22 protein-coding genes and 3 pseudogenes are annotated in these 24,610 nt (G+C 41.2%); 16 read left to right on the top strand and 9 right to left on the bottom strand.

Annotated elements, in window-relative coordinates:
* Positions 1-2: 2 nt before the first annotated feature.
* Complete coding sequence (locus tag ACMFKV_RS02915) at positions 3-287, bottom strand: hypothetical protein (RefSeq protein WP_336287486.1); 285 nt, start codon at positions 285-287, stop codon at positions 3-5.
* A gap of 242 nt (positions 288-529) precedes the next feature.
* On the opposite strand from ACMFKV_RS02915, the gene ispG reads away from it, so the two are divergent.
* Positions 530-1,771: a flavodoxin-dependent (E)-4-hydroxy-3-methylbut-2-enyl-diphosphate synthase gene (ispG, locus tag ACMFKV_RS02910; RefSeq protein ID WP_336287485.1), complete on the top strand. Its 1,242-nt coding sequence runs from the start codon at positions 530-532 to the stop codon at positions 1,769-1,771.
* Between the two features lie 87 nt (positions 1,772-1,858).
* Here the strand turns inward: ispG and ACMFKV_RS02905 are convergent, their stop codons facing one another.
* The gene (locus tag ACMFKV_RS02905) at positions 1,859-2,761 is read right to left on the bottom strand and encodes a polyprenyl synthetase family protein (RefSeq protein ID WP_413154447.1); all 903 of its coding nucleotides are present in this window, start codon (positions 2,759-2,761) and stop codon (positions 1,859-1,861) included.
* A gap of 336 nt (positions 2,762-3,097) precedes the next feature.
* On the opposite strand from ACMFKV_RS02905, the gene rpmF reads away from it, so the two are divergent.
* Positions 3,098-3,277 (top strand): 50S ribosomal protein L32, encoded by a 180-nt coding sequence (rpmF, locus tag ACMFKV_RS02900; RefSeq protein WP_336278562.1) that lies wholly within the window; start codon positions 3,098-3,100, stop codon positions 3,275-3,277.
* A 640-nt stretch (positions 3,278-3,917) separates the two neighbouring features.
* Here the strand turns inward: rpmF and ACMFKV_RS02895 are convergent.
* The 3 genes from ACMFKV_RS02895 to ACMFKV_RS02885 form a co-directional block, all read right to left on the bottom strand.
* Positions 3,918-4,502, bottom strand: a complete 585-nt coding sequence (locus tag ACMFKV_RS02895) for a CarD family transcriptional regulator (protein ID WP_413154446.1) — start codon at positions 4,500-4,502, stop codon at positions 3,918-3,920.
* A 307-nt stretch (positions 4,503-4,809) separates the two neighbouring features.
* The gene (fdxA, locus tag ACMFKV_RS02890) at positions 4,810-5,148 is read right to left on the bottom strand and encodes a ferredoxin FdxA (RefSeq protein ID WP_336287482.1); all 339 of its coding nucleotides are present in this window, start codon (positions 5,146-5,148) and stop codon (positions 4,810-4,812) included.
* Positions 5,149-5,164: 16 nt separating this feature from the next.
* The gene (locus ACMFKV_RS02885; RefSeq protein WP_336287481.1) at positions 5,165-6,721 is read right to left on the bottom strand and encodes a hypothetical protein; all 1,557 of its coding nucleotides are present in this window, start codon (positions 6,719-6,721) and stop codon (positions 5,165-5,167) included.
* Positions 6,722-7,269: 548 nt separating this feature from the next.
* Between ACMFKV_RS02885 and ACMFKV_RS02880 the strand changes: the two genes are divergently transcribed.
* The gene (locus ACMFKV_RS02880; RefSeq protein ID WP_336287480.1) at positions 7,270-8,181 is read left to right on the top strand and encodes an RNA polymerase factor sigma-32; all 912 of its coding nucleotides are present in this window, start codon (positions 7,270-7,272) and stop codon (positions 8,179-8,181) included.
* A 223-nt stretch (positions 8,182-8,404) separates the two neighbouring features.
* Here ACMFKV_RS02880 and ACMFKV_RS02875 read toward each other — a convergent pair whose 3' ends face one another.
* Positions 8,405-9,904 carry a M48 family metalloprotease gene (locus ACMFKV_RS02875; RefSeq protein ID WP_336287479.1) on the bottom strand — a complete coding sequence of 500 codons (1,500 nt, stop codon included), beginning with the start codon at positions 9,902-9,904 and terminating at the stop codon, positions 8,405-8,407.
* A 169-nt stretch (positions 9,905-10,073) separates the two neighbouring features.
* Here ACMFKV_RS02875 and ACMFKV_RS02870 point away from each other — a divergent pair, with 169 nt between their 5' ends.
* From ACMFKV_RS02870 to ACMFKV_RS02860, 3 genes are all read left to right on the top strand, one after another.
* Positions 10,074-10,709 carry a thiamine diphosphokinase gene (locus tag ACMFKV_RS02870; protein WP_336287478.1) on the top strand — a complete coding sequence of 212 codons (636 nt, stop codon included), beginning with the start codon at positions 10,074-10,076 and terminating at the stop codon, positions 10,707-10,709.
* Positions 10,710-10,817: 108 nt separating this feature from the next.
* On the top strand, positions 10,818-11,201 hold the full coding sequence (locus tag ACMFKV_RS02865; RefSeq protein WP_336287477.1) for a hypothetical protein: 384 nt from the start codon (positions 10,818-10,820) through the stop codon (positions 11,199-11,201).
* 5 nt (positions 11,202-11,206) lie between these two features.
* The gene (locus tag ACMFKV_RS02860) at positions 11,207-13,030 is read left to right on the top strand and encodes an ABC-F family ATP-binding cassette domain-containing protein (protein ID WP_413154445.1); all 1,824 of its coding nucleotides are present in this window, start codon (positions 11,207-11,209) and stop codon (positions 13,028-13,030) included.
* Here the strand turns inward: ACMFKV_RS02860 and ACMFKV_RS02855 are convergent.
* Entirely contained in the window at positions 13,027-13,284 is a 258-nt protein-coding gene (locus tag ACMFKV_RS02855) for a DUF2312 domain-containing protein (RefSeq protein WP_336287475.1), read from the bottom strand. The genes ACMFKV_RS02860 and ACMFKV_RS02855 overlap by 4 nt on opposite strands.
* Positions 13,285-14,103: 819 nt before the next feature.
* On the opposite strand from ACMFKV_RS02855, the gene ACMFKV_RS02850 reads away from it, so the two are divergent.
* From ACMFKV_RS02850 to ACMFKV_RS02825, 6 genes and pseudogenes are all read left to right on the top strand, one after another.
* Complete coding sequence (locus ACMFKV_RS02850) at positions 14,104-14,598, top strand: DUF1036 domain-containing protein (RefSeq protein ID WP_336287474.1); 495 nt, start codon at positions 14,104-14,106, stop codon at positions 14,596-14,598.
* A complete protein-coding gene (gene pyk / locus ACMFKV_RS02845; protein ID WP_336287473.1) occupies positions 14,595-16,031 on the top strand; it encodes a pyruvate kinase in 1,437 nt (478 codons plus the stop codon). Before ACMFKV_RS02850 ends, pyk begins: the two co-directional genes overlap by 4 nt.
* A 15-nt stretch (positions 16,032-16,046) precedes the next feature.
* Positions 16,047-16,294, top strand: a pseudogene (locus ACMFKV_RS02840) (pyruvate kinase alpha/beta domain-containing protein); the annotation flags it as partial.
* A 15-nt stretch (positions 16,295-16,309) separates the two neighbouring features.
* Positions 16,310-16,556 (top strand): annotated as a pseudogene (locus ACMFKV_RS02835) (pyruvate kinase alpha/beta domain-containing protein); the annotation flags it as partial.
* On the top strand, positions 16,537-16,734 hold the full coding sequence (locus ACMFKV_RS02830; RefSeq protein WP_413154444.1) for a hypothetical protein: 198 nt from the start codon (positions 16,537-16,539) through the stop codon (positions 16,732-16,734). The pseudogene ACMFKV_RS02835 and the gene ACMFKV_RS02830, both read left to right, overlap by 20 nt.
* Positions 16,694-17,072: pseudogene (locus ACMFKV_RS02825) on the top strand (pyruvate kinase alpha/beta domain-containing protein); the annotation flags it as partial. The gene ACMFKV_RS02830 and the pseudogene ACMFKV_RS02825, both read left to right, overlap by 41 nt.
* Before the next feature lie 151 nt (positions 17,073-17,223).
* Here the strand turns inward: ACMFKV_RS02825 and ACMFKV_RS02820 are convergent.
* The gene (locus ACMFKV_RS02820) at positions 17,224-17,601 is read right to left on the bottom strand and encodes a cell division protein ZapA (protein WP_336287472.1); all 378 of its coding nucleotides are present in this window, start codon (positions 17,599-17,601) and stop codon (positions 17,224-17,226) included.
* 12 nt (positions 17,602-17,613) lie between these two features.
* Positions 17,614-17,889, bottom strand: a complete 276-nt coding sequence (locus ACMFKV_RS02815) for a DUF4164 domain-containing protein (protein WP_336287471.1) — start codon at positions 17,887-17,889, stop codon at positions 17,614-17,616.
* A 337-nt stretch (positions 17,890-18,226) separates the two neighbouring features.
* On the opposite strand from ACMFKV_RS02815, the gene tkt reads away from it, so the two are divergent.
* The 4 genes from tkt (at position 18,227) to ACMFKV_RS02795 (ending at position 23,984) form a co-directional block, all read left to right on the top strand.
* Complete coding sequence (gene tkt / locus ACMFKV_RS02810; protein WP_336287470.1) at positions 18,227-20,233, top strand: transketolase; 2,007 nt, start codon at positions 18,227-18,229, stop codon at positions 20,231-20,233.
* Positions 20,230-21,237, top strand: a complete 1,008-nt coding sequence (gene gap, locus ACMFKV_RS02805) for a type I glyceraldehyde-3-phosphate dehydrogenase (RefSeq protein ID WP_336287469.1) — start codon at positions 20,230-20,232, stop codon at positions 21,235-21,237. The genes tkt and gap overlap by 4 nt, the downstream gene beginning before the upstream one ends.
* A gap of 329 nt (positions 21,238-21,566) precedes the next feature.
* Positions 21,567-22,772 (top strand): phosphoglycerate kinase, encoded by a 1,206-nt coding sequence (locus ACMFKV_RS02800; RefSeq protein ID WP_336287468.1) that lies wholly within the window; start codon positions 21,567-21,569, stop codon positions 22,770-22,772.
* Positions 22,773-22,952: 180 nt separating this feature from the next.
* Positions 22,953-23,984 (top strand): class I fructose-bisphosphate aldolase, encoded by a 1,032-nt coding sequence (locus ACMFKV_RS02795; protein ID WP_336287789.1) that lies wholly within the window; start codon positions 22,953-22,955, stop codon positions 23,982-23,984.
* The last annotated feature ends 626 nt before the right edge of the window (positions 23,985-24,610 follow it).

Genomic DNA, 24,610 nt, shown 5'->3' with positions numbered 1-24,610 from the left:
TTTTATTTTTTACGTATCAATAAAAAACTCGCTAAAGCTACGCTTGCAGCTAATGCAAGGGTTGTTTTAGGATTTTCTTTTGCTTTTTTCTTCAATTCTGTCGCTTGCTCGTTTAAATGGAAAAGCGCATGACAGCCTTTTTGCTTCCATGTGTCAAGCATATCAGAGATGTTATCAAAGCTGCTGTTGTGAGAGTGCCAATGATGCGTGGGAATGAGTTCATTTTTTAATTGTGCAATGCGTTTTTTAATTTTAGCATTTTTGGAATGAATCGAAAATAGACACATTTTTTGACTCCTTCATGTTTTATACTACTTTGTTATTATTGGAATTGTTTTTGGGGTTTTGGTATAACGGCTTAAAAATTAAAAAGTTGCATAGAGTGCGCTATTTCAATCACCCATGGGAACAATCAAGAGTTTTGGCTAAATGAGGTAATTTTCTTTCATCTTTTTTTTAAAAACTATACTTTGATAAGTGTTGCCATAATGATGATCGAGAGTGCAGGTTTTGAAAATTTGAGGACTTGATGAGCACAGCGTATTATTTATCTAAACCTTTTGAACGCCGCCGCTCTGTTGCTGTTGCAGTGGGTGATGTCATGGTTGGTGGTCAAAACCCAATCGTTGTTCAGTCAATGACCAATACGGATACTGCTGATGTTGATGCAACCGTTGCGCAAACCGCTGCTCTTTGGCGGGCAGGTTCACAATTGGTTCGAATAACTGTTGATCGGGATGAAGCTGCTGCTGCGGTGCCAAAAATACGGGAGCGGCTAGAACGGTTAGGCATTGTTGTGCCGTTGGTGGGCGATTTTCATTATATTGGTCACAAGCTTTTAGCAGAACATCCTGCTTGTGCTGAGGCATTGGCAAAATATCGGATCAATCCTGGAAATGTTGGTTTTGGTGCAAAAAAGGATCGTCAATTTGCTGAAATTATCGAGATTGCTTGTCGGTATCGTAAATCTATTCGTATTGGTGTGAATTGGGGATCTCTTGATAATGTGTTGTTGACACAGTTGATGGATGAGAATGCTCGACAAACAACCCCTTTATCTGTTGCTGAGGTCATGCGGGAAGCTGTTGTTCAGTCAGCTCTTCATTCAGCTCTTTGGGCTGAAGAGATGGGTTTGGGACGTGATAAAATTATTCTTTCTGCTAAAGTGAGTGATGTGCAAGACCTTATTGCAGTTTACAGCAGTTTGGCAGAACGTTGTGATTATGCACTGCATTTGGGATTAACAGAAGCAGGGATGGGAACAAAGGGTGTTGTTTCTTCTTCTGTTGCTTTGGGAATTTTATTACAGCAAGGGATTGGGGATACAATCCGTATTTCATTAACGCCTGAACCTGGTGGAGATCGGACACGGGAAGTGAAAGTTGGTCAAGAACTTTTGCAGGTGATGGGATTTCGGCAATTTTTACCTGTTGTTGCTGCTTGTCCTGGATGTGGTCGGACAACTTCAACAGTTTTTCAGCAATTGGCACAAAAAATTGAAGCCGATTTATGTAAAAATATGCCCGTGTGGCGTGAAAAATACCCTGGTGTTGAAGGGTTGAAGGTTGCAGTGATGGGCTGCATCGTTAATGGACCTGGGGAATCAAAACATGCTGATATTGGAATTTCATTGCCTGGAGTGGGTGAAAGTCCAGCAGCGCCCGTTTTTGTTGATGGGAAAAAAGTGAAAACTTTACGTGGCGATCATATTGCTGAGGAATTTGAATCGATACTTGGTGATTACATTCATACACGCTTTGGACAAGGTTGAAACAAAGAAAAAGGTTTGTTTTGCTTGATTCTTGTGTTTGTATATTTTTAGGTGATGTGCTTTATGTTTGCACAATCAGGTAAGTGATTAATTTTTGCGTGTTGCTATAAAACGGGCGGCTTGTTGGAGTGGTTTGGCTTTAGCACCAAAAGGATCTAGAAGTGATTCTGCTTTAGTGATGAGTTCGTCGCGTTTCTTTTGTGTTTCTTGAATGCCATAAAGGTGAACAAAAGTGGCTTTTTGCGCTGCTTCATCTTTTCCAGCCGTTTTTCCTAAAACTTCAGTGCTGGCAGTGACATCAAGCAGGTCATCTGCCAATTGAAAAGCAAGACCGATATATGTGCCAAAATCAGAAAGTGTTTGGATCAATGTTTGGGGGGCATTGCCAATGATGGCTCCTGCTTGACAAGCAAAACTTATAAGAGCAGCTGTTTTCATATGTTGCAGCGTGATAATAGTTTGGCAATCTTGAGGCTTTTTTTCAGCTTCAAGGTCGAGCATTTGTCCACCTACCATGCCACCAAGTCCTGCTGATTGTGCAAGAGCTGTGATCAGATTTATTCTGGTTTCACAAGAAAGTGCACAAGCTTTGTTTGCAATGATTTCAAAGGCAAAGGTCAAAAGGGCGTTGCCTGCTAAAATGGCTGTGGCTTCATCAAATGCTACGTGGACGGTGGGTTGTCCACGTCGGAGTATATCGTTATCCATGGCAGGAAGATCATCATGAATGAGCGAATAACAGTGGACACATTCTAAGGCTACTGCGACGTCGAGGGAGTGTTCAACAGGGGTGTCAAAAAGTGCGGCACTTTGAATAACAAGAAAAGGGCGTAAACGTTTACCACCATTGAGCGCACCGTGACGCATGGCGTTTATTAAAATTTTAGGACGGCTTACTTCGCCATTTTGAACTTCATCATTTAACAATGCGTCAAGCCGCTTTTCAACGGTGTGGCAGTGCTGTGCAAGAAGGGTGGTAAATTCATTCATTCTTGCTTCCTTTATTTTGGCAAAATGAGATTCTTGGAATTTGAGGCATGGCAATTGTAGCTGTTTCTTATTTTAATCAATCTGCATGAGCCCCTTATTCTCTAGATTTATTGAAAAAAACAATTGCCATTTCAGTATTTCTACACAATACTGTTTGATACTTGTATGCACTGTATGCAGTCGTTTGTATTAAAGCAAAACAAAAAATTGCATGAAAGTCTAGTCAAAAGGTTTTAATCAGTGTATAGATGAGTCAAATTTTATGATGTTATTTGATAAGGGCTGTGTTATTTTTGATGCTGCCTGTTTTTTTTAGTGGATTTGGAGTATCTCTTTATGGCTGTACCTAAACGAAAAACCTCTCCATCAAAGCGGGGTATGCGTCGTTCGGCTGATGCCCTTAAGGCGCCAGCTTATATCGAAGATAAAAATTCTGGTGAGCTGCGTCGCCCTCATCACATTGATTTGAAAACTGGAATGTATCGCGGGCGTTCAGTTTTGCCTGCTAAAGATTGATATTTTAATCTGATTACCAGTGAGCGAAATGCTTACTTGATGCACGGGCAAAGTAGGTGTGTAATACCTCCCCTTTTAATTTTTTTGAGGGTACTCTTTCTTGACTTGAGATGGGGAGTGTTGCTCGTGTGCGCTATGCTTTTGTTATCTTGATAGATGTTTGAATGGTGGCTTGCGCAGCTCATGCAGGGTAGGGATATGCTGTGGGTGGCTAGTTTGGTAAAGTTTCTGCTAATGTCGATGAAGTTTCATTAAATAGCGAGTGTCTTCTTCAACAATATAATTTTTACAAATGATTCGAGTGGGAGCCTGTACAGTTTGTATGGGGCGGCTGCGTGTGGCAGTTTAGTAAGGTTGCTGCGAGTGTCGATGATATCAGCTTAAATAAATAGGGTTTCTATTTTCTAAGAATATTTTTAAATATATTGAGTAGAGAGAAACAAAAAGAGAATTAAAATATTTATTAATTATAAAAAATAAAATTGCGTGCTCAACCTCATAGACACAATGTGGCACAGAGATATTGTACGGAAAATGAGACAGATTTTTTACAAAATATTCTTCTGTCTCTCAAAATTCATTGATAATAAATTCTCCTCTTTTTTTATTGCATTTTATTATCAAAGAATTTTATCATTTGTTATGCAGCATAAACGGTGTTATTGCTTGCATTTGTCTCATCTATTTTTGTTTTAAATTCGCGCTTTGATCTGTTAGAGAGATGCATTTCTATGAGATTGATGGCTTCTGTTTCAGAAAGACCATTGGTAACAGCAATTTCACGAGCCATACGATCAAGTGCAGCGGTGTAGAGCTGCCGTTCAGAATAAGATTGCTCAGGTTGTAGATTTGAGCGAAAAAGATCGCGTACCACTTCAGCAATACAAATGAGATCTCCTGAATTGATTTTAGCGTCATATTCTTGAGCACGGCGTGACCACATTGTCCGTTTGACACGTGCTTTCCCTTGCAAAATTTTTAGTGCGCGCTCAACAGAAGCAGCTGCAGATAATTTGCGCATTCCAACGGAAATAGCCTTTGCAATTGGTACTTTTACATCCATTTTATCTTTTGCAAAATGAATGACAAAAAGTTTTAGCTTATGCCCTGCAACTTCTTGATCCTCAATTGCTATAATTTGTCCCACTCCGTGTGTAGGATAGACGATGTATTCAAAAGTTGAGAATCCTTTAGCATTGGAGGAATCTTTCTGTTGGGATGCCATATCTTAGTTTACTCCCTTAATGGCTAACAAGTATACCGAAAAGCAGACTAAAAGCCTGAATGCTGAGTGTTCTTTGACTAAGTATATTATAACTTTAGTGAGGATAAAAGCTGAGTACTTTTAATCTCAATAGCAACCCCTTTGCTTCATAATAAAAAAGCAAAAAAAATACTTAGAAAGATGACGACGTTAAGCTAACACTAACACCCAAAATAAAAAAAATCAATCATTTCGCCCAGATTTTTTATCTTTACATAAAATGAATTAAATCTTTAAAGAAACTGTTATATATGTTGTTGTGTAATTATTACTCGCCGCTTCCAGGATTTTTTGAAAAATACTTCTCTAGTTTATCTGGAACACCGTCCATTTCTTTTGCTTGAGGAAGAGGATCTTTTCGAGTGGTTAAGTTGGGCCACTTTGTTGCATAATGTAGATTAAGTTCTAGCCATTTTTCCAATCCTGGCTCTGTGTCAGGTTTAATAGCTTCTGCTGGGCATTCAGGTTCGCAAACGCCACAATCGATACATTCATCGGGATGAATGACCAGCATGTTTTCGCCTTCATAAAAACAGTCAACAGGGCAAACTTCGACGCAATCAGTGTATTTGCAGTGAATGCAATTGTCGGTTACTACATAGGCCAAGATCAAACTCCATTTTTCATTTTACTGACCTTTGAAAGGAAGTATTAAGTGTGTTTTTTTCATTTGTGAGTTGATCACGCAGCGCCATTAATTTCGCAAAAGGCGAATCAAGATTAGGGCGTTTTTCTTTTTGAGATGATTTGTTATGTGGGCGTTTGGTATAAGATTTGTTGGATTTATAAAAATGTTTAGCATGTGATGCCGCTTCTTGAGAGGTATTTTTATTCACATTGCCTTCTTGCTTAAAAGATTTTTTGTGTTTGTTTTTCCACTTTTGTCCAGATTTATCGCGGTTTTTGTGAACATGCTGGTAACGCCATAGTAAAATAACTTTATCTTCTGCTGTTGCATGTTGTTGTTGAGCAAAATTACCAACGGGTTCTGCTGCAGGTAAGCAATCTGTAGAACAGGATTGTTCTTTAACACCAGCAAGTACAGCTCTTTCTTCTTTCTGTGTGATTTCTTGTGCACTCATTTTTTTCCATTGATTGCCAACGCATTCTGCTTGAGGAACTTCTTGTGTCATTGTGCACGCAGGCAGAGAAGTATTGTTTTGGTGGAGATTTTGTTCAAAAACGACATGACTACAAGGGTGCGATTGATAGCCAAGCCCTTTAAGAATTTCTTCCATATCAGTTCCGTTGGCACCAAGAATAGACATCATTGTTGGAGTGACAAAAAAACTTTTTCCATCATAGGCTCCGTTAGGTCTTGGCTCGACTCCTTGTTGCCAATTAAGTGCAGAACGGATAAGGTTGGCAAGACGCTCTAAAATGTCAATTCGTACCGCGCGATGTCCTAGAATGCGATAACCAGCTAACTGGTAAAATTGGCGATTATAAGTAGGGTTAAAAATCAAAGAGGTGCGTCCAGAAGCCAGTGCAGAAGAGATTTCATTTAAACCCGTTTGGTCACATCCTTCATTTTGAAGTTTCCACAATAACGTAATTGCTTGAACGGGAGTTGGTTTAAGCATTGCAGCAATATAAATATGAAAAGCACCAAAGCGAACCCCAAGCCGTCGTAGCACTGCACGCGATTCTTGATCAAGGTTTTTGACAGTGTCAGCGATTGCTCGACGCGGTAAAATTCCTAAAGAGTTGACAAGTTGTTGCGCAAGATTGCTTGTTAAGTCCGTTAAGGTGTCGGCATTGCGCAAATCAAACAAGGGCTTTAAAGCCGTTTCAAAATGAAAGGTCACAAAACGCTCTAATCGTTTTATGACGTTTTCACGCGATTCTCCTGTTAATTGTGTGTCCGCTAAAAGAATGGGTTTGGGTTTTAAAAAATCCTCAGTTGTAACAAGTTGCCCCACGGGTTGACCAATCCAGCGCACAATACCATCAAAGCTGAGTGTAAAGTCTCCATTGGCAGAAGCACAAAAACGTGTTGCACGTTTGTTAAAGGCAGTAATCAGACTTTCATTATCTACCACGTTTTGTGTTTCAGCTGTTTGATCGGTGTTGTTTTTGTTGGCGTAAAAACGAAAACCTTCAAATTTACCGCTTCCATGTTTTTCAATAAAAATATCATCTTGAATAATATCATTCTGTTGAACAATCTCGCTATCCATGATCGTTTTCTTTCTCAGTGCTATTCTGGTAAAAAGCTCATTCCCGACAACTCTATAATTGTGCTGCTCCTTTAGCACGTTTATTGCATTTTCTTCAATCATTCTTGTTATTTTTTGCCATTTTCACTTTGGATGTTTCTTTTTTTATTCAGTTTGGTTGCTTTATGCGCATTTTGTTACACTTATTAGTTGTATTATAGGGCTAAAAACATAAAATAAATGATTTATTCAACGGTAAGTGAGCTGATGGTGAAATAATAGAGAGACTCTTTTGCCGTTTGTACTGTGAAGATGTGAAGAAAAAGCCTTTTCACGCATTTCTTGAAGGAAAACCATACCTAAAAACCATACCTATATTGCTGTTTTGTTTGGAAATTTACGTCGTCGGATAAAGAAGTTTTACGATGATAATAAAAAAACAATTGCGATTATAAAAATACACGTTAAAGTAGTGTTATAGTAATAAACAACTTTTACGTTCTTTTTTTAAAGAACGGTGGTGTCGTTACCAAAATCAACTTTGATAAATTTAATCGCAAGGGGTTATTATGGGTAATCTTTCAAGTGCTGCTTATAAAAGCAGTAAAAATTACAGCGATGCGGACAAAAGTTTAGGACGCAATATGATGCGTTCTGCCATGCAAGCGCCTTATCTTGAACGACAAAAAGAGCATGATTTAGCTCTGCGGTGGAAAGACAAACATGATGATGACGCCATGCATCAAATTGCCGCAGCTCATATGCGCTTGGTGATTGCGATTGCCAATCGTTTTAAGCGTTTCAAGATGCCATTGGGAGATTTGGTACAAGAAGGCTATGTAGGGTTATTGGAAGCTGCAACGCGTTTCGAGCCTGATCGGGGAGTACGTTTTTCAACCTATGCTACATGGTGGATACGTGCCTCTATCCAAGATTATATTTTACGCAATTGGTCTATTGTTCGAGGAGGAACCAGTTCTTCACAAAAGGCACTTTTCTTTAATCTTCGCCGTTTGAGAGCTAAATTGGTGCAAGATGATAGCGCTCTGACAAAACAGGATGTCTTTCGTATGATTGCTGAAAAGCTTGGCGTTTCAGTTCGTGATGTTGAAACAATGGATTTCCGCTTTTCTAGCTCTGATAATTCATTGAGCGTTTCTATTTCTGAAAATGGCGACAATTCCATTGCTAAAATGGATACTCTCGTGGATGATAATCCTCTTCCTGATGCTCTCATTGAACAAGTCATTGATGGTCAGCGACGAACGCAATGGCTTTATGATGCGTTACAAATTCTTAATGAGCGTGAACTTGAAATTATTCGTTTTCGTCGCCTCAATGAAGAAGGTGCGACTTTGGAAGTTTTGGGTGAAAGGCTGGGAATCTCAAAGGAGCGGGTACGTCAAATTGAAGCGCGGGCTTTGCAAAAATTACGCTCTGCTTTGCTAACTGCCAATTCAGTAGATGCTTATGATGTCTAAGCACTTGAGGGTTTTTTGAGGATTAAGTGAAAGGAAGATTGTGCGAAATACAATCTATTTTGTTCAATTATTGGTCAGACTATTTATGAGGCAAGTTATAGAGTAAGTGTGGGGTAAGATGATGCCTGAAGTCAATGCACAAAAAATGTTATAAATGCACAAAAAATGTCATGAGAGTGTCATGAACGTGCAGAAAAAATAAAGAAAGAGAAAAAAACTGCTCTCATTCAGTAATGATTTTTACACGTGTGCCCACCTGTAAGGTTTGGGTAGGTGAAAGTGCGTTAAGAATGCGGAACAATTTCTCTTTGTGCGCTATATCTTGCATTTTTTCAGCAAGGTTTGCAACATTTTCTCCTTGTTTAACGCGAATGACGCGAATTTTCAAGGGTTTTAGCGTGCTTAACTGTGACGGTGAAAGAGGATGAAAACTTTGAACAGTTTGGTTGGCAATAGCTTCAAAATTTTGAAAATGGTGAGGAGCAGCAGTGAGAAAGCGGAAGACATGATTGTTAAATATAATGACGACCACATCAAATTGCCATTGTTCATTGGCAGCATAGGCATGAGCTCCTGACAAACCTTGTATTGTTATTGGATGGACAGATGATTCATCCAGCCCTACAACCCATCCGCTTTTTAAATAATCGGTTGCAGATATGTTTGCAGGAAGCGGGACTGCGTCAAAACGAATTGCAATTTTATCTGGGCGACTTACTAAAACAGCGTGCCCTGAATTGGTTATTGTAAAATCATTTGGAATAGAAAAAGTTACGCGCAATTGTGGATGAATAAAGCGGTTTTCTCGAACATAGCCTTTATGAAAGTTTCCACCAAAAATCATGCCGTCAATGCTATTGAGAAAACTGTCGCGATCTGTATTGCCAATGTTGGGCGTACTAATTTCTTGAGCTTTTTTTATAGCAAGATGAATCCGTTGTGGGGTTGTTGGATGCGTTGCTAAAAAGTCTAATGAGGTATTCTTTGTTCCTCCCAAGGTATTGCGAAAAGCATTATAGGCTTCCAGAGATTGTAAAAAGCGTGGTGATGCAAATGGATCATACCCAGCACGGTAAAGCATTTCGATAGCAATCGAATCGGCTTGCAGTTCCTGATTGCGTGAAAACTGTGCCAGTTGTTGCTTATTTTTCATGGTATCTTGGTGTTTGGTGCCAGAGTGCGATAACAGATTGGTGTTCTTGTGGTTTGCGCGCTTTAATTCTGCCTTTTTTTGTAAACGCAAAATGCCGTGATTGGCTATGATATGTGCTATTTCATGGGCTAAAACTGCTGCAACTTCTGAAGAATCATTGGCTAATGCGAGCATGCCGCGTGTTACGTAAATATAGCCACCCGGCAGTGCAAATGCGTTAACATTTTCCGAGTCTAAAGTTGTCACATGATAGGTTTGGTCAGAATTTTTTGAGGCAATAGTCAATTTCTGCACAATTTTTTCTAACATGCGCTCAAGCTTTGAATCATGATAAGCACCGCCATATATTTGCAAAATGCGCGGGTGTTGTGTGGCACCCAATGTGGCATAGACATTATTTTTGTTGGCATGCTCAATGCCTCTTAGCGCGTTTGAAGAAGATGATGTATCGTTTGAGGGAAGAGGCGCGTAACAGGCAGAAAGGAGAAGCACTAAGCTTATTACAGATGTGTTACAGATTCTTGCGCGAAAAGAGGATATTCGTTGAAAAAATCTGATGCCTTGGATCATTGTGCGCCTCGTTTGCTCATTGCAGTTTTATAAATTTTATGCGTCTTGTTGTGTCTTATTTGTGCATCTTTTACAGTCAAGAATCTTGTTGGAAAAGAATTTTTGGCTGTATCATGGTTGTTCTTTATAAAAAGGTGATAAAAAAACGATATGAAAGGTGTAATATGTCATGACAACATTTACAATATTGTTAAATGGAGATGTTTATATTACGGATCGTTTGCGCAACCAAATAAAAAAGAGTCGAGTCATTGCCGTTGATGGTGGAATGCGTCATGCTGCAGCATTGGGTGTGATGCCTGAGTTGTGGTTGGGTGATTTTGATTCCTCTGATGAGGCTTTAATGTGCAAATATGGAGATGTTCCTCGCGAGGTTTTTTCTTCAGATAAAGATATGACTGATGGCGCATTGGCATGTGAAAAAGCGCTGCAGAATGGTGCTGAAAAATTGATTTTATGTGGTGCTTTTGGAGGCGAAAGAAGTGACCATAGCCTTTCTCATATGACGCAGGCACTTGCGATGGCAGAAAGGGGTATTTCAGTTTTATTAACCAGTGGCTATGAAGAAGGGTGGCCACTGTTGCCAAGGCCTTTTTCGTGTGATTTACCTGATGGTTGTCTTTTTAGTATTATCGGCTTTTCTGATCTGCAAGGATTGACTTTGTCGGGTGTGCAATGGTCACTGGATGGCGAAAGCGTGCCTTTTGGATCTTCTTTAACACTTTCTAACCGTATTTGTGGAACATTCTCTTGCCATCTGTGTTCTGGAAAAGCTATATTGTTGGCGTCTGTACCTACTCCATAAAGCTCTTCTGGTATATTTGGGAAATGCAGGGGATAGCAGAGTAATAAGTACTGGCATAAATAATATACCTTGTATTTTTACTTTAATAAAAGGAAGGGTTTTTTTTATATGTTAAAATCAATTTTGAAAATAACAGCTGTCTCAGCTGTGGGTGTTAGTTTGGTTGCTTGTTCTTTGGATGAGCAAAGAGTTGCAGGTTATGGCGTTGGAGGAGCTGCATTAGGCGCTTTGGCAGGAACAGCAGTTGGGAACTCTCCTGATGCGGCGCTTACGGGTGCAGCGCTTGGTGCGGTTGCAGGTACAGTAACGGGTGTGGCTGTAAATCAGAAAAAACAACAATCTCAAATTATTGTTCAACAACCACAAATGTGCACTTATCGTAGCCGGAGAGGGCGTGTTTATCAAGCACCTTGTCCTCAGACACCTCAAACACCACAATTGTGTACCTATCGTGGTCACGCAGGTGCATTGTATCAAGCACCTTGTCGGTGACATTGATGACAGTGCCGCTACTGCGGCTTGATGGTGTTTTCCTTACCTTTGGAACAACCCCCTTGCTCAACCAAGTTTGCTTATCGGTGGAGCAGGGGGCACGTATTGCGCTGGTGGGTCGTAATGGATGTGGAAAATCAACGCTGTTAAAAATTGCCGCTGGGATGATAGAGCCCAGTGGGGGAGAGGTTTTTTGCCACCCTCGGGCGAGGGTTCGTTATGTATCGCAAAGTCCTGATTGTTCAGGAGAAGGGGACGTTCGCGCCTATGTGGAAGCGGGGCTGGATAATGCACCCGATGTGCAATGGGTCAACACACTTTTGAGCAATCTTGGCTTTTCAGGGACAGAGAAATTAGCAACGCTTTCTGGTGGAGAAAAGCGGCGCGTTTCATTGTTACGGGCGATTGCTGTAAAACCAGATGTTCTTCTCTTGGATGAACCAACCAATCATCTTGATTTGCCGACCATTGAATGGCTTGAAGGCGTCTTGTGCTCTTTACGCTCGGCAATTGTGGTGATTTCGCATGATCGGCGGTTTTTAGAAAACGTTACGCGTTCAACGGTATGGCTTGATCGGGGCACGACAAAAAGGTTGGAAAAGCGTTTCTCAGAATTTGAGAGTTGGCGTGATAAGGCTCTCGAGGAGGAAGTACTCAAACAGCATAAATTGAGCCGACAGATTGAGCGTGAAGAACAATGGTTGCGCTATGGCGTGACAGCTCGGCGTAAACGTAATGTACGGCGTTTGAGCGCGTTAAAAGAGTTACGACAGTTTCATCAAACCTATAAAGGTCCCACTGGAAGTGCACTTTTGGCAGCTGCTAAAAGTCACGATTCAGGTCAATTGGTGCTTGAGGCGAAGCAGATTTCAAAATCTTATGGCGATCGCGTTATTGTGAAAGATTTATCTTTGCGCATTCAGCGGGGGAGTCGGATCGGTTTGGTGGGTCCCAACGGTATCGGAAAGACAACATTGTTGTCCATTCTCATTGGGCAGGAAAAGGCTGATAGTGGAACGGTAAAGCATGGATATAATCTTTCCATGGCATTGCTTGATCAACAGCGTATTTTAAATGCAGAAGAAACTTTAGCACAATATTTAACAGGTGGGCGAGGGGATACTCTTCTGATTAATGACCAAGAGCGCCATGTTGTTTCTTACATGAAGGATTTTTTGTTTTTACCTGAACAAGCGCGCATGCCAATCAAAGAATTGTCAGGTGGAGAAAGAGCCCGTTTAATACTTGCTCGACTTCTTTCAAAGCCTGCAAATTTTTTAGTTTTAGATGAGCCAACCAATGATTTGGATATGGAAACATTGGATTTGTTGCAAGAATTTATTGCCGATTTCACTGGAACAGTATTGTTGGTCAGCCATGACAGGGATTTTTTAGATCGAACTGTGACCCATATGTTAGCTCCCCATGGCGATGGTCTTTGGGTTTTGTATGCTGGGGGCTATAGTGATATGATGGCGCAGGGCAAGAAAGAAGCACTGTTGCAGCGCAAAGAGCCGTCGAAGCCTCGTAGGCAGAATCATAAAAAACACGTCTGTGCGCCAGAAAAAACAGCGCTGCGTAAATTATCTTACAAACAGGTTTATGCACTGGAAAAACTGCCTGAACAAATCACTATTTTGCAAAACGAAATTGAAAAAATTGAACAAGAACTCTCTGATCCAGCGCTGTATCGCTGTGATAAAGAGCGTTTTGAGCGTTTATCAACAGCGCTGAAAGAGAAGAAAAATTCTTGCATGCAAAAAGAAGAAGAATGGTTGGAACTTGAACTTTTACGTGAAGAAATAGAAAAGGAAACACGTGCGCGCTAATTCATGCCGAGTGCATTTTTATAAAGTTGAATGATCGCTTCTTCTTCAAGTCGTTCATGGTCTTCTTTTTTGCGCAACCTTATGATGCTTCGAACAGCTTTACTATCAAAACCAGACCCTTTAAGCTCAGCGTAAACCTCTTTAATATCATCAGCAATGGTTTTTTTCTCTTCTTCTAATCGTTCAATGCGTTCGATAAAAGCACGCAATTGGTTTACCGATATGGCTTGTGTTTGATCTGCTACTGTATCCATTTGTTTTCTCCAGATTTTATGTTTTAAGCTATTTTTGTACGATAAATTTGTGTGAGGATATTTGAAAAGCAGAAAATAAATCAAGCTATATCGCTTTTTACAAATTGACTCTTGAGAGCATAAAATATTTTCTGCGCTTCTATAATCAAAGTTGCAACGATACAAAATATTTTTTTCCGCCTTCTTCTCCCCTTTTGCTTCTCCCATATGGTTTATCAAAATTGGTTTGTTTTTGAGAAATTCAATCAATCCATTGTTTTCATGACCATGAAATAAAAAAGAAGAATTTGATAGACTGCTCTTTAAACAACTTTGATCGGTTGTCTCCTTAATAACTTAAATCTTTTACTGCTGTTTTTATGTTTGAATGTTATTTTACATAAATCTCCTTATTTTTCAGGTGTATTTTTGAGATATTTCATTTGTTAAAATAATATTAATTTATTGAAGGGTAATTGTTTGTACATTTGAAAAAGCATTTTGCTTATAGTGCTCAAACTGTGAAAAAGGTGTTACACGCAACATGAATAAAAAATAATTTTTTCATATTTTTTCCATAATATGCTCTGCATACTGCTTCTTTAATCATCTTTTACTGGTATTGAGCATCTGAAGTATTTTATCGTATAAATTTTCGTGCAATAAAATATTGTGCGATAAAATGTTTTTTAGAAATTTTAAAGTATGCGCGTTGAAAAAAAGAAGTGCTAAAAAGCAGAAGATATGAGGATATATCTGCATAAATGGAAAGGTCTTTAGAAAAAGAGCAAAAAAGAGATATATTTTATTTTCTATAATTTACGTCATAAAGGTGGTTTTGTGGTTGCCGAAAAACAAGAATGGGTGTTTGAGAAAAGCGTGAGAATTTTTCTTTTGAGTGTTCTCCTTTTGCTCTTGGTGATTGGTTTTGCAAAAGCCAACTTTCGGGTTTGTAATATGACCCAGCAGCCTGTTGGTGTTGCCCTTGGCTATCGTACAATTTCAGGCTGGGTGAGCGAAGGATGGTGGATGGTTCCAGATACTGAGTGTAAAACTTTGATCGAGGGGCCTCTTTCTGCGCGATTTTATTATTTTTATGCTGAGGGCGCACAGAAAAAAGGGAGTTGGCTTGGTCGTGTGACTATGTGTGTGCAAGATAGCCAATTTATTATCCAAGGGGTTCATGATTGTTTTGCCAGAGGATTTCAAAAAGCAGGGTTTAAAGAAATTGATACAGGCAATCAAACCAATTGGATGGTGCAGTTGACTGAAAAATCTTTGTTTAGTGATTCAGTTTTGCATCCCTCTACTTTTACAGGAGTTTCTTCGCCGTGAAGTGTGCTCGTAAAGTAAAAATTATTGCCACTCTTGGTCCTGCTTCTTCTTCCACTGCGATGATTGAAAAGCTCTTTAAAGCAGGAGCTGATGTTTTTCGTCTTAATATGAGTCACATTGACCGTGAAACAATGGTTGATTTGGTGGTGCGGATACGCGATGTTGAAAAAACGGTTTGTCGACCAATCGGCATTTTAGTTGATCTACAGGGTCCAAAGCTGCGTATTGGCTGTTTTGCCAATGGTCAAGAGGATTTGGTTATCGGGCAAAAATTTACATTAGATGATCGTGATGTGCTAGGCGATGCACAACGTGTTTTTTTCCCACACAGGGATGTTTTAGCAGCTGTTAAACCAGGGGATCGGTTGTTGATTAATGATGGAAAGCTGGAACTGTGTGCGAGAGTGTGTGATGGTCATTCTATTGAGTGCCATGTGGTTGCTGGAACCTATATTTCAGATCGAAAAGGGGTGAGTCTTCCCGACACAGTTTTGTCTTTTAGTTCGTTGACATCAAAGGATAAGGAGGATCTTCAAGCTGTTTTGGAACAGCCAGTTGATTGGGTTGCACTTTCTTTTATCCAGTGCCCAGAAGATATTCTGGCAGTGCGCCAATTGACGAAAGATAAAGTGTCTTTGATGGCTAAGATCGAAAAACCTCAAGCCTTGGAGCGGATAGAGGAGATTATTGATGTTTCCGATGGCATTATGATTGCACGGGGGGATCTGGGTGTGGAAATGCCGTTGGAGAGGGTTCCTGCTCTTCAGATGGAGCTCATCAAAGCGTGCCGCTTAGCCGGAAAGCCCGTTGTCGTGGCAACACAAATGCTCGAATCCATGATTACATCATCTGTTCCAACGCGTGCAGAGGTTTCTGATGTTGCTACGGCAGTTTATGCAGGAGCTGATGCTGTGATGCTATCTGCTGAATCTGCGTCTGGTCATTATCCTGAAGAGGCAGTGCTTATGATGGATCGAATCGCGCGCAAAATTGAACAAGATCGCACTTATGCAGCGATGGTTGGTGCGCAGCACCCTGTGCCAGAATCAACAGGAACAGATGCAATTTCTCTTGCAGCACGACAAATTGCTGAAACGCTTCAGTTGGCTGTCATCATTGCTTATACTGCTTCAGGCACAACGGGTGTGCGTACATCTCGTGAACGCCCAAATCAACCCATTATTGCTTTATCACCCATCGTGGAAACAGCACGGCGATTGGCTTTGGTATGGGGGCTTCATTGTGTGGTTACTGAAGATGCACGAAGTTTAGAGGATATGGTTGACCGCGCGGCAGCCATTGCTTTTCAAGAAGGCTTTTGTTGTGGGGGCGAGCAATTTATCGTTACAGCAGGAGTCCCATTCGGGACGCCTGGTGCTACGAACCTATTGCGGATTGCGTCTGTTTCTCAAGATGGCACAAAAGCCGTTTAACACAAATGTTCCTTTATCTCATCCATCGTGGAAACAGCACGGGGATTGGCTTTGGTGTGGGGGCTTCATTTGTGTGGTTACTGAAGATGCACGAAATTTAGAGGATATGGTTGACCGTGCGGCAGCCATTGCTTTTCAAGAAGGCTTTTATTGTGGGGGCGAGCAATTTATCGTTACAGCAGGAGTCCCATTCGGGACGCCTGGTGCTGATGAACCTATTGCGGATTGCGTCTGTTTCTCAAGATGGCACAAAAGCCGTTTAACACAAATGTTCCTTTATCTCATCCATCGTGGAAACAGCACGGGGATTGGCTTTGGTATGGGGGCTTCATTGTGTGGTTACTGAAGATGCACGAAGTTTAGAGGACATGGTTGACCGTGCGGCAGCCATTGCTTTTCAAGAAGGCTTTTATTGTGGGGGCGAGCAATTTATCGTTACAGCAGGAGTCCCATTCGGGACGCTTGGTACTGATGAACCTATTGCGGATTGCGTCTGTTTCTCAAGATGGCACAAAAGCCGTTTAACACAAATGTTCCTTTATCGCGCCCATCGTGGAAACAGCACGGGGATTGTCTTTGGTGTGGGAGCTTCATTTGTGTGGTTACTGAAGATGCACGAAGTTTAGAGGACATGGCTGGTCGCGCGGCAGTCATTGCTTTAAGAGGCAGTGCTTATGATGGATCGAATTGCGCGCAAAATTGAACAAGATCGCACTTATGCAGCGATGGTTGGTGCGCAGCACCCTGTGCCAGAATCAACAGGAACAGATGCAATTTCTCTTGCAGCACGACAAATTGCTGAAACGCTTCAGTTGGCTGTCATCATTGCTTATACTGCTTCAGGTACAACGGGTGTGCGTACATCTCGTGAACGCCCAAATCAACCCATTATTGCTTTATCACCCATCATGGAAACAGCACGGGGATTGGCTTTGGTATGGGGGCTTCATTTGTGTGGTTACTGAAGATGCACGAAGTTTAGAGGATATGGTTGACCGTGCGGCAGCCATTGCTTTTCAAGAAGGCTTTTGTTGTGGGGGCTTTCATGGTTGGCGCGAAAGCAATTTTGTTGCTCTTTCTTTAAGGGTGTTTTAGCGTTTTTATCGTTGTGGCAGTTGGCACGATTCTTTCATAAGTTATGCTGTGTCTTTCATAAATTTTATCACTCATTCTTTAAAAATTGGGGATACATTTATACCGTTTCCTTATTTTGAAGGTCTGTATCACTTTGAGTATCTTTGAGCAATTGATGGGTGAGCTTTTCAATCCGCTCAATTGTGTCTTGCATAACTTTGCTCATGGCACGGTCTTTTTCGGTTTGTTGTTGTAAAAGTGCTTCGTAATCTTTTTGTAATTGCTTCTTTTCTCGTTTTATTTCTTCCATTTCATCGATAATCATGATGCCAGCCATGACGGATAAACGATGATCGCCGATTTCACCAAAGTTTTTCTTCAAATGCGTGATATACTGATCTAACTGAGCAGCAAGCTCAATGAGATGGTGCTCTTGTCCTTTATCGCAAGCCATACGATACATTTTACCGTCAATGGTGACCGAAATGGTTTCCATGCACTCAAACCTTTATCTATCAATTACAATACGAATTGTTTCCATTGCTTTAATCAACCGTTTGGAAACTTCTTTGTTTACTGTCTCTAACCGTTCTACATGGGCTTCGGCTTTATCAAGTGCTTGTGCAAGACGGCTACGATCAGCATTCATCCGCTGAATTTCTTCTTCCCATTCATTGTTCTTATCAACAATAGTGTTGCGGTTTACAACGGTGATCTCTAAGGTTCTTAGTGCTTTTTCCAGTTGTTTTAGTGCGTGGGGCAGGATCGTGGTTTCTTGATTCATGATGCTTATATCCTCTGAGTGATTGTATTCTTTATCAATCCTTTATGCAAAAACGAATCATTTATTTTCTTTCTTTGCGTGTATTTTACTTTTAAATATGTAAGATATTTTAGCAAGAAAAGCAGAAGATACATGTTAATTAAAAGCTGGATTTTTTAAAACTGTTGGCATAAATGGTTATGTGCATAAAGAATATGTGAGAGCAATGAACTTAAAATATGACAAAAGGTACTTCTTCGTCACGGACAATTTAAACAGAGAAATTAGTATTTCTTAAGAAATTGAAGAAAATAAAAAGTAATCCAAAATAACGATTTTAAAAAATGGTTTATCATTCATGACAAATACCCAACAACAAAATCAGATGGCCAATGCTATCCGTTTTCTTGCCATTGATGCGATTGAAAAAGCAAATTCTGGTCATCCTGGTTTACCAATGGGGGCAGCCGACATTGCTACTGTTCTTTACACAAAATTTCTCTCCCATAATCCTAAAAATCCCCGTTGGCCTAACCGTGATCGCTTTGTACTCTCTGCAGGGCATGGCTCTATGCTCCTTTACGCTTTATTATACCTTTCTGGTTATGAAGATATCTCTCTTGAGGATCTTAAAAATTTCCGCCAAATAGGATCCAAGGCAGCTGGACATCCAGAATATGGGCATATTGCAGGAATCGAAACAACCACTGGACCACTCGGGCAAGGGTTGGCAAATGCTGTGGGTATGGCGCTTGGTGAGCGCTTGTGTCATGCGCGTTTTGGCAATTTAATTGACCATTATACTTATGCACTGGTCGGGGATGGGTGCCTCATGGAAGGGATTGCTCAAGAAGCAATTTCACTTGCGGGGCATTTAAAACTTCATAAGCTTATTGTTTTATGGGACGATAATAATATTTCAATCGATGGCGATATTTCCCTTGTTGACAAGACAGATCAGATCGCTCGTTTTAAAGCGTGTGGTTGGAATACACTCAAAGTCAATGGGCATGACCAAGCCGCAATTGCATCTGCTCTCGAAGCTGCACGCACGTGTGATAAACCAACCTTGATTGCTTGTAAAACAACAATTGGATTTGGGGCGCCAAATAGAGAGGGAACCAATAAAGTCCATGGGGCACCTTTAGGGGCAGAAGAAATTGCTTTAACCCGTGTCTCTTTAGAGTGGAAGGCACCACCTTTCGTTATTCCAGCTGATATTCTTGATAATTGGCGTTTGGCAGCTCTAAGTGCTGCTAAAAAATGTCAAGCATGGGAAGAAAAATTGGCAAATCTTCCTGTGTCAGAGCGGGTGGAGTTTGAAAGGTTGATGCGAGGCGATCTTGTCGGTGGGCTTGATGATGCTATCGATACTTATAAAAAGCAACTGATTGAGGATTGTCCCGTCGTTGCAACACGTAAAGCTTCTGAAATGGCTCTTGAAGTTATTAATAGAGTTGTGAGTGAAACTATTGGTGGTTCTGCCGATTTAACAGGCTCTAATAATACAAAAAGCAGTCAGATGAAAGTGATCTCTGCAGACGATTTTTCAGGACGCTATCTGCATTATGGAATTCGCGAGCATGCAATGGGAGCGATCATGAATGGTCTTGCTCTTTATGGTGGATTTATTCCTTATGGCGGAACCTTTTTATGTTTTTCCGACTATATGCGTCCTGCAATGCGTTTGTCATCTCTCATGGGTTTACGGGTTATTTATGTCATGACCCACGATTCAATCGGTCTTGGTGAAGATGGTCCTACCCACCAGCCCGTGGAGCATTTGGCTGCATTGCGTGCAATGCCCAATCATTTTGTTTTCCGACCTGCGGATGCTCTAGAGACAATTGAGTGTTGGCAATTGGCTTTGAAAGCACGCAAAACGCCTTCTACTTTGGTTTTAAGCCGACAAAATTTACCACTCTTGCGTCAAGACTATGATGAAGAAAATCTTTGTATGCTGGGTGCTTATGAGTTATTGACGGCAAGCGATGATGCTCAAGTGACTCTGTTTGCTTCTGGCTCAGAAGTGCAAATTGCAGTCAAGGCGCATGCTGTATTGGAAGCAAAAAATATTCCAACGCGTGTGGTTTCTGTGCCTTGTTTTGAATTGTTTGCTCAGCAATCTTTCTCCTATCAGCGTGCCTTGATTGGTGATGCGCCCATTAAAATTGCAATCGAAGCTGCAGTTCGGCAAGGATGGGATCGTTTTATTGGCACTGAAGGCACCTTTATTGGTATGGAGGGATTTGGTGCGAGTGGGACGATCGATGCCCTTTATGCGCATTTCGGGATTACTTGTGAAAGTGTGGTAAATACCGTTGAAAAAGAGCTTGAAAAAATGAATGAGGAAAATGTGAAATGACTGTTCGCGTTGCAATTAATGGGTTTGGTCGTATTGGGCGCAATATTTTGCGCGCATTTGTGGAAAGTGGTCGGCAAGATATCGAGATTGTCGCTGTTAATGATTTGGGATCGGTGGAGACCAATGCACATTTGTTGCGCTATGATTCAGTCCATGGACAGTTTCCTAACACCGTGAAAATTGTTGGTGATGCTATTGATGTTGGGGGTCATTTGATAAAGGTTATCGCAGAGCGTGATCCTGCAAAACTGCCTTGGAAAGATTTGGATATCGATATTGCCTTAGAATGTACAGGTATTTTTACTGCACGCGACAAAGCAAGTGCCCATCTGGATGCAGGTGCAAAACGTGTTCTTGTCTCTGCACCCTGTGAAGGGGCAGATCTCACAGTGGTCTATGGGGTTAATCATCAGTCCTTAAGTAAACAGCATCGGGTTGTTTCAAATGCTTCTTGTACAACCAATTGTTTAGCACCTGTCGCGCAAGTGCTGCATAGGGCAATTGGAATTGAAAAGGGCTTTATGACAACGATCCATTCTTATACTGGCGATCAACCTGTGTTGGATACAATGCATCGTGACCTTTATCGTGCTCGTGCGGCTGCTCTTTCTATGATCCCAACCTCCACAGGGGCAGCGAGAGCCGTGGGACTGGTTTTGCCAGAGTTAAAGGGACTGCTTGATGGTGTGTCGATTCGTGTTCCAACCCCTAATGTTTCCGTCGTTGATTTGACATTTACGGCTAAGCGCTCCACAACGGTTGAAGAAATTAATACCGCTATTGCTATTGCGGCACGAGGACAGCTTCAGGGTATTTTGGACTATACAGACGAAAAACTTGTGAGTTGTGACTTTAATCATAACCCACATTCAGCTATTTTTCACAATGATCAAACGAAGGTGATTGATGGAAAACTTTGTCGTGTTTTGGTTTGGTATGATAATGAGTGGGGCTTTTCAAACCGCATGGCTGATACAGCTGTGGCTTTTGCCAAGACAATGTAAAAAAAGAGTATAAAAAAGAGAATATTCAGAGTCTTTTTTACGACAGAAAGCCCAAACTTTGTGGCAGAAGAGCCAAAATGTTGTATTTTTGAAAAAATGAGTGGCAAGGGGTGTTATTTTTTAAGAGAGAAAATATTGCTTAAAAAGCAGCATCCCAAAAAGTGAGATCTTAACAGAAGAAAGTTTGAGAGGACGCAGGGGTTTTTAAGATTTGGGAGGATGCAGGGGGTTGAGAAAACGCAGGCTATTGCGGATCTTGGTTATTGCAACAAAAGAGGGGTGGGTAGGTGTGTTTGTTTGAAACAACAGAAAGTGAAAAGGGAGCAATAATGAGTTTTCGTACACTTGATGATGTTGATGTTGCTGGGAAACGCGTTCTTGTGCGGGTAGATTTTAATGTGCCAATGTCACAAGGAAAAGTATGCGATCAGACGCGCATTGAGCGGCATAAAGAGACACTTGTTGAGCTTCAAAAACGTGGCGCTAAGGTGATTCTTCTTTCCCATTGTGGTCGCCCCAAGGGGCAGGTGGAGCCAGAATTTTCATTGCGCCCCGTTGTTGGGGTGCTGGAAAAAATAATCGGTCAGCCAGTTGCTTTTGCTACCGATTGTATCGGAGAACCCGTGCAGATAGCAATTGAGATGTTGCGAGATGGTGCTATTTTACTGCTAGAAAATGTCCGTTTTCATTCAGGTGAAGAAAGGAATGATTGTCATTTCGCTGAAGCTTTAGCACGTAATGCAGATCTCTATGTTAATGATGCTTTTTCCGTTTCCCATCGTGCCCATGCTTCGGTGGAGGGAATAACGCGTTTGTTGCCCTCTTATGCAGGGCGCTCGTTGCAGCGTGAATTGCAGGCATTAGAAAAAGGGTTGGACAATCCGGCACATCCAGTGGTTGCTATTGTTGGAGGTGCGAAGGTTTCAAGTAAGCTGTTTGTACTCAATCATTTGGTTGAAAAGGTTGGTTATTTGGTGATTGGCGGTGGCATGGCAAACAGTTTTTTAGCTGCACAAGGCATCCATGTTGGCAAGTCACTGTGTGAACATGCGTTGCTGGAAACGATCAAAAAAATCATTGAAAAAGCGCGCAAGTGCCAATGTAAGATTTTGTTACCTGTGGATGCGATAGTTGCGTTTCGCTTTGAAAAAGATGCACCGCATCGTCTCTATGATATTGAAGATATTCCTGAAGGTGGAATGATTCTGGATATTGGGACGCGTTCTGTTGCTCATATCAATGCAGTGATTGATGAAGCTGCTACCCTTGTATGGAATGGTCCCCTTGGGGTCTTTGAGATGCCCCCCTTTGATCAGGCAACGATTGCAGTTGCGCAGCATGCAGCAGAATGTAGCCAGAAAGGGCAGCTGGTTTCAGTCGCTGGAGGGGGAGATACGGTTTTTGCACTCAATCATGCTGGCGTTGCTGATGATTTTACTTATCTCTCAACTGCAGGAGGAGCTTTTTTGGAGTGGATGGAAGGTAAAATGCTTCCTGCTATTTTTGCTCTCATGCAAGAGAAAGGAAAAGTTTAAAAGTCGTGTTATGGCGTGGGGACAGCTTTTGGGAAATGGATTAAGGTATTTTTGGGGATTCTTCTCCTCGTGCGGAGTATAAGGGCAGTTTTACAGAATGAGTCGTATCATGTGGATTGATAAGATATGACGGGTGCGTTACGCACATTTGGAAATGAAGACACAGAAGAGGAACTTTTTATGAATGAACGTCTTGAAGACATTGCACTTGCTTTAGTTTGTGCAGGTAAAGGTATTTTGGCAGCAGATGAAAGTACCGCTACGATTGGAAAGCGTTTTGAGACTATTGGTGTTGAATCTAATGAGGATAATCGCCGTGCTTATCGTGAAATGCTTTTTACAGCAAAAGAAGCTATGGAAAGCGCTATCTCTGGTGTCATTTTATTTGATGAAACACTTCGTCAAAAGGCATCCAATGGGCAAATGTTGGCAGACATTATTCGTGATGCAGGTGCTTTGCCAGGTATTAAAGTCGACAAAGGTGCCAAATCATTGGCAGCTTTTCCTCAAGAAACGATTACAGAAGGATTAGATGGTCTTCGGGAGCGTTTAAAAGATTATTATGCTTTAGGAGCGCGTTTTGCTAAATGGCGTGCGGTGATTGCCATTGATGCGCACGCTTTGCCAACAAAGGGGGCAATAAGCCAAAATGCACAAGCCTTAGCGCGCTATGCTGCTTTGTGTCAGGAAGCAGGTATTGTGCCAATTGTTGAACCAGAAGTGTTGATGGATGGGCAATCACGTCAGCATTCAATTGCGCGCTGCTTTGAGGTGACACAAGCTGTTTTAAATACTGTGTTTAAAGAATTATTTGAAGCACGTGTTCTTCTGGAAGGCATGATTTTGAAGCCCAATATGGTCATTGATGGAAAAGATGCGCGGGTTGCTTGTGTGGAAGAAGTCGCGGAAAAAACGATTCGCGTTTTGAAACAAACTGTTCCTGCTGCTGTTCCAGGGATTGCTTTTCTTTCTGGAGGGCAGTCTGATGAAGAAGCAACTGCTCATTTATCGGCTATGAATAATTTAGGAAGTTTGCCTTGGAAATTGACCTTTTCTTATGGACGCGCATTGCAAGCGGCTGCATTGAAAGCATGGGGTGGAAAACATGAAAATGTTGCTGCTGCACAAAAGGCTTTTGCACACCGCGCACGGATGAATCATCTTGCTGCTTTGGGACAATGGACAAAAGAACAGGAAAAATCTTGCGCTTAAAATGAATATAAATCTTGCGCTCAAATGCAGCTATTATTAACCTTTAGATGGGGCATTTATTGCTGTATGCGATAATTATAATAGCGTATTTTCTGTTTTGTGTATAATGGCATGGAATCGGCAAAAATGATTCAAGTATGGGGCAAAGATACAGAGAAAAGATATACAGGGCAAAGAAAAGTTAGTCGGTGAATTGTAAGCGGGTAGCCTACGATCGTTTGAGCGCAAAAAGTGGTAACGGTTGAAAATTGTGCAAGAATGGTGGGGCTGCTTTTTTTCTAAATCGCATGAAAATATAGCAGTTTTCATCGATATTGTGCTGTATTGTTTAGGCAGTGCGCTATTTAGGAAATGCCAGATTTTTCTCTATGCTATCAGCGGCAATCATTCTTTGATAAAGGGGAGGTGTTTTTTAAAACACCAAGAAGTCCATTCTTCACAAGGGGAGAAATCCTATGGAGATGAGAGGGGTGGGAAGGTGAGAGCACCCCTTAAAACAAATTAAAATATGTGCCAAACAGTTATGTTCTGATCCGTAAACAGCGTTATTCTTCCAAAAATGAGAAAAATAAAAATGTGAAATTGTTTTGCACCACTTGCTAAAAGATATTGTTCTGGATATCTCT

The organism is Bartonella propinqua, from assembly GCF_047263965.1.
Lineage (GTDB): Bacteria > Pseudomonadota > Alphaproteobacteria > Rhizobiales > Rhizobiaceae > Bartonella.
This window is presented reverse-complemented; position numbering and strand designations above follow the sequence as displayed.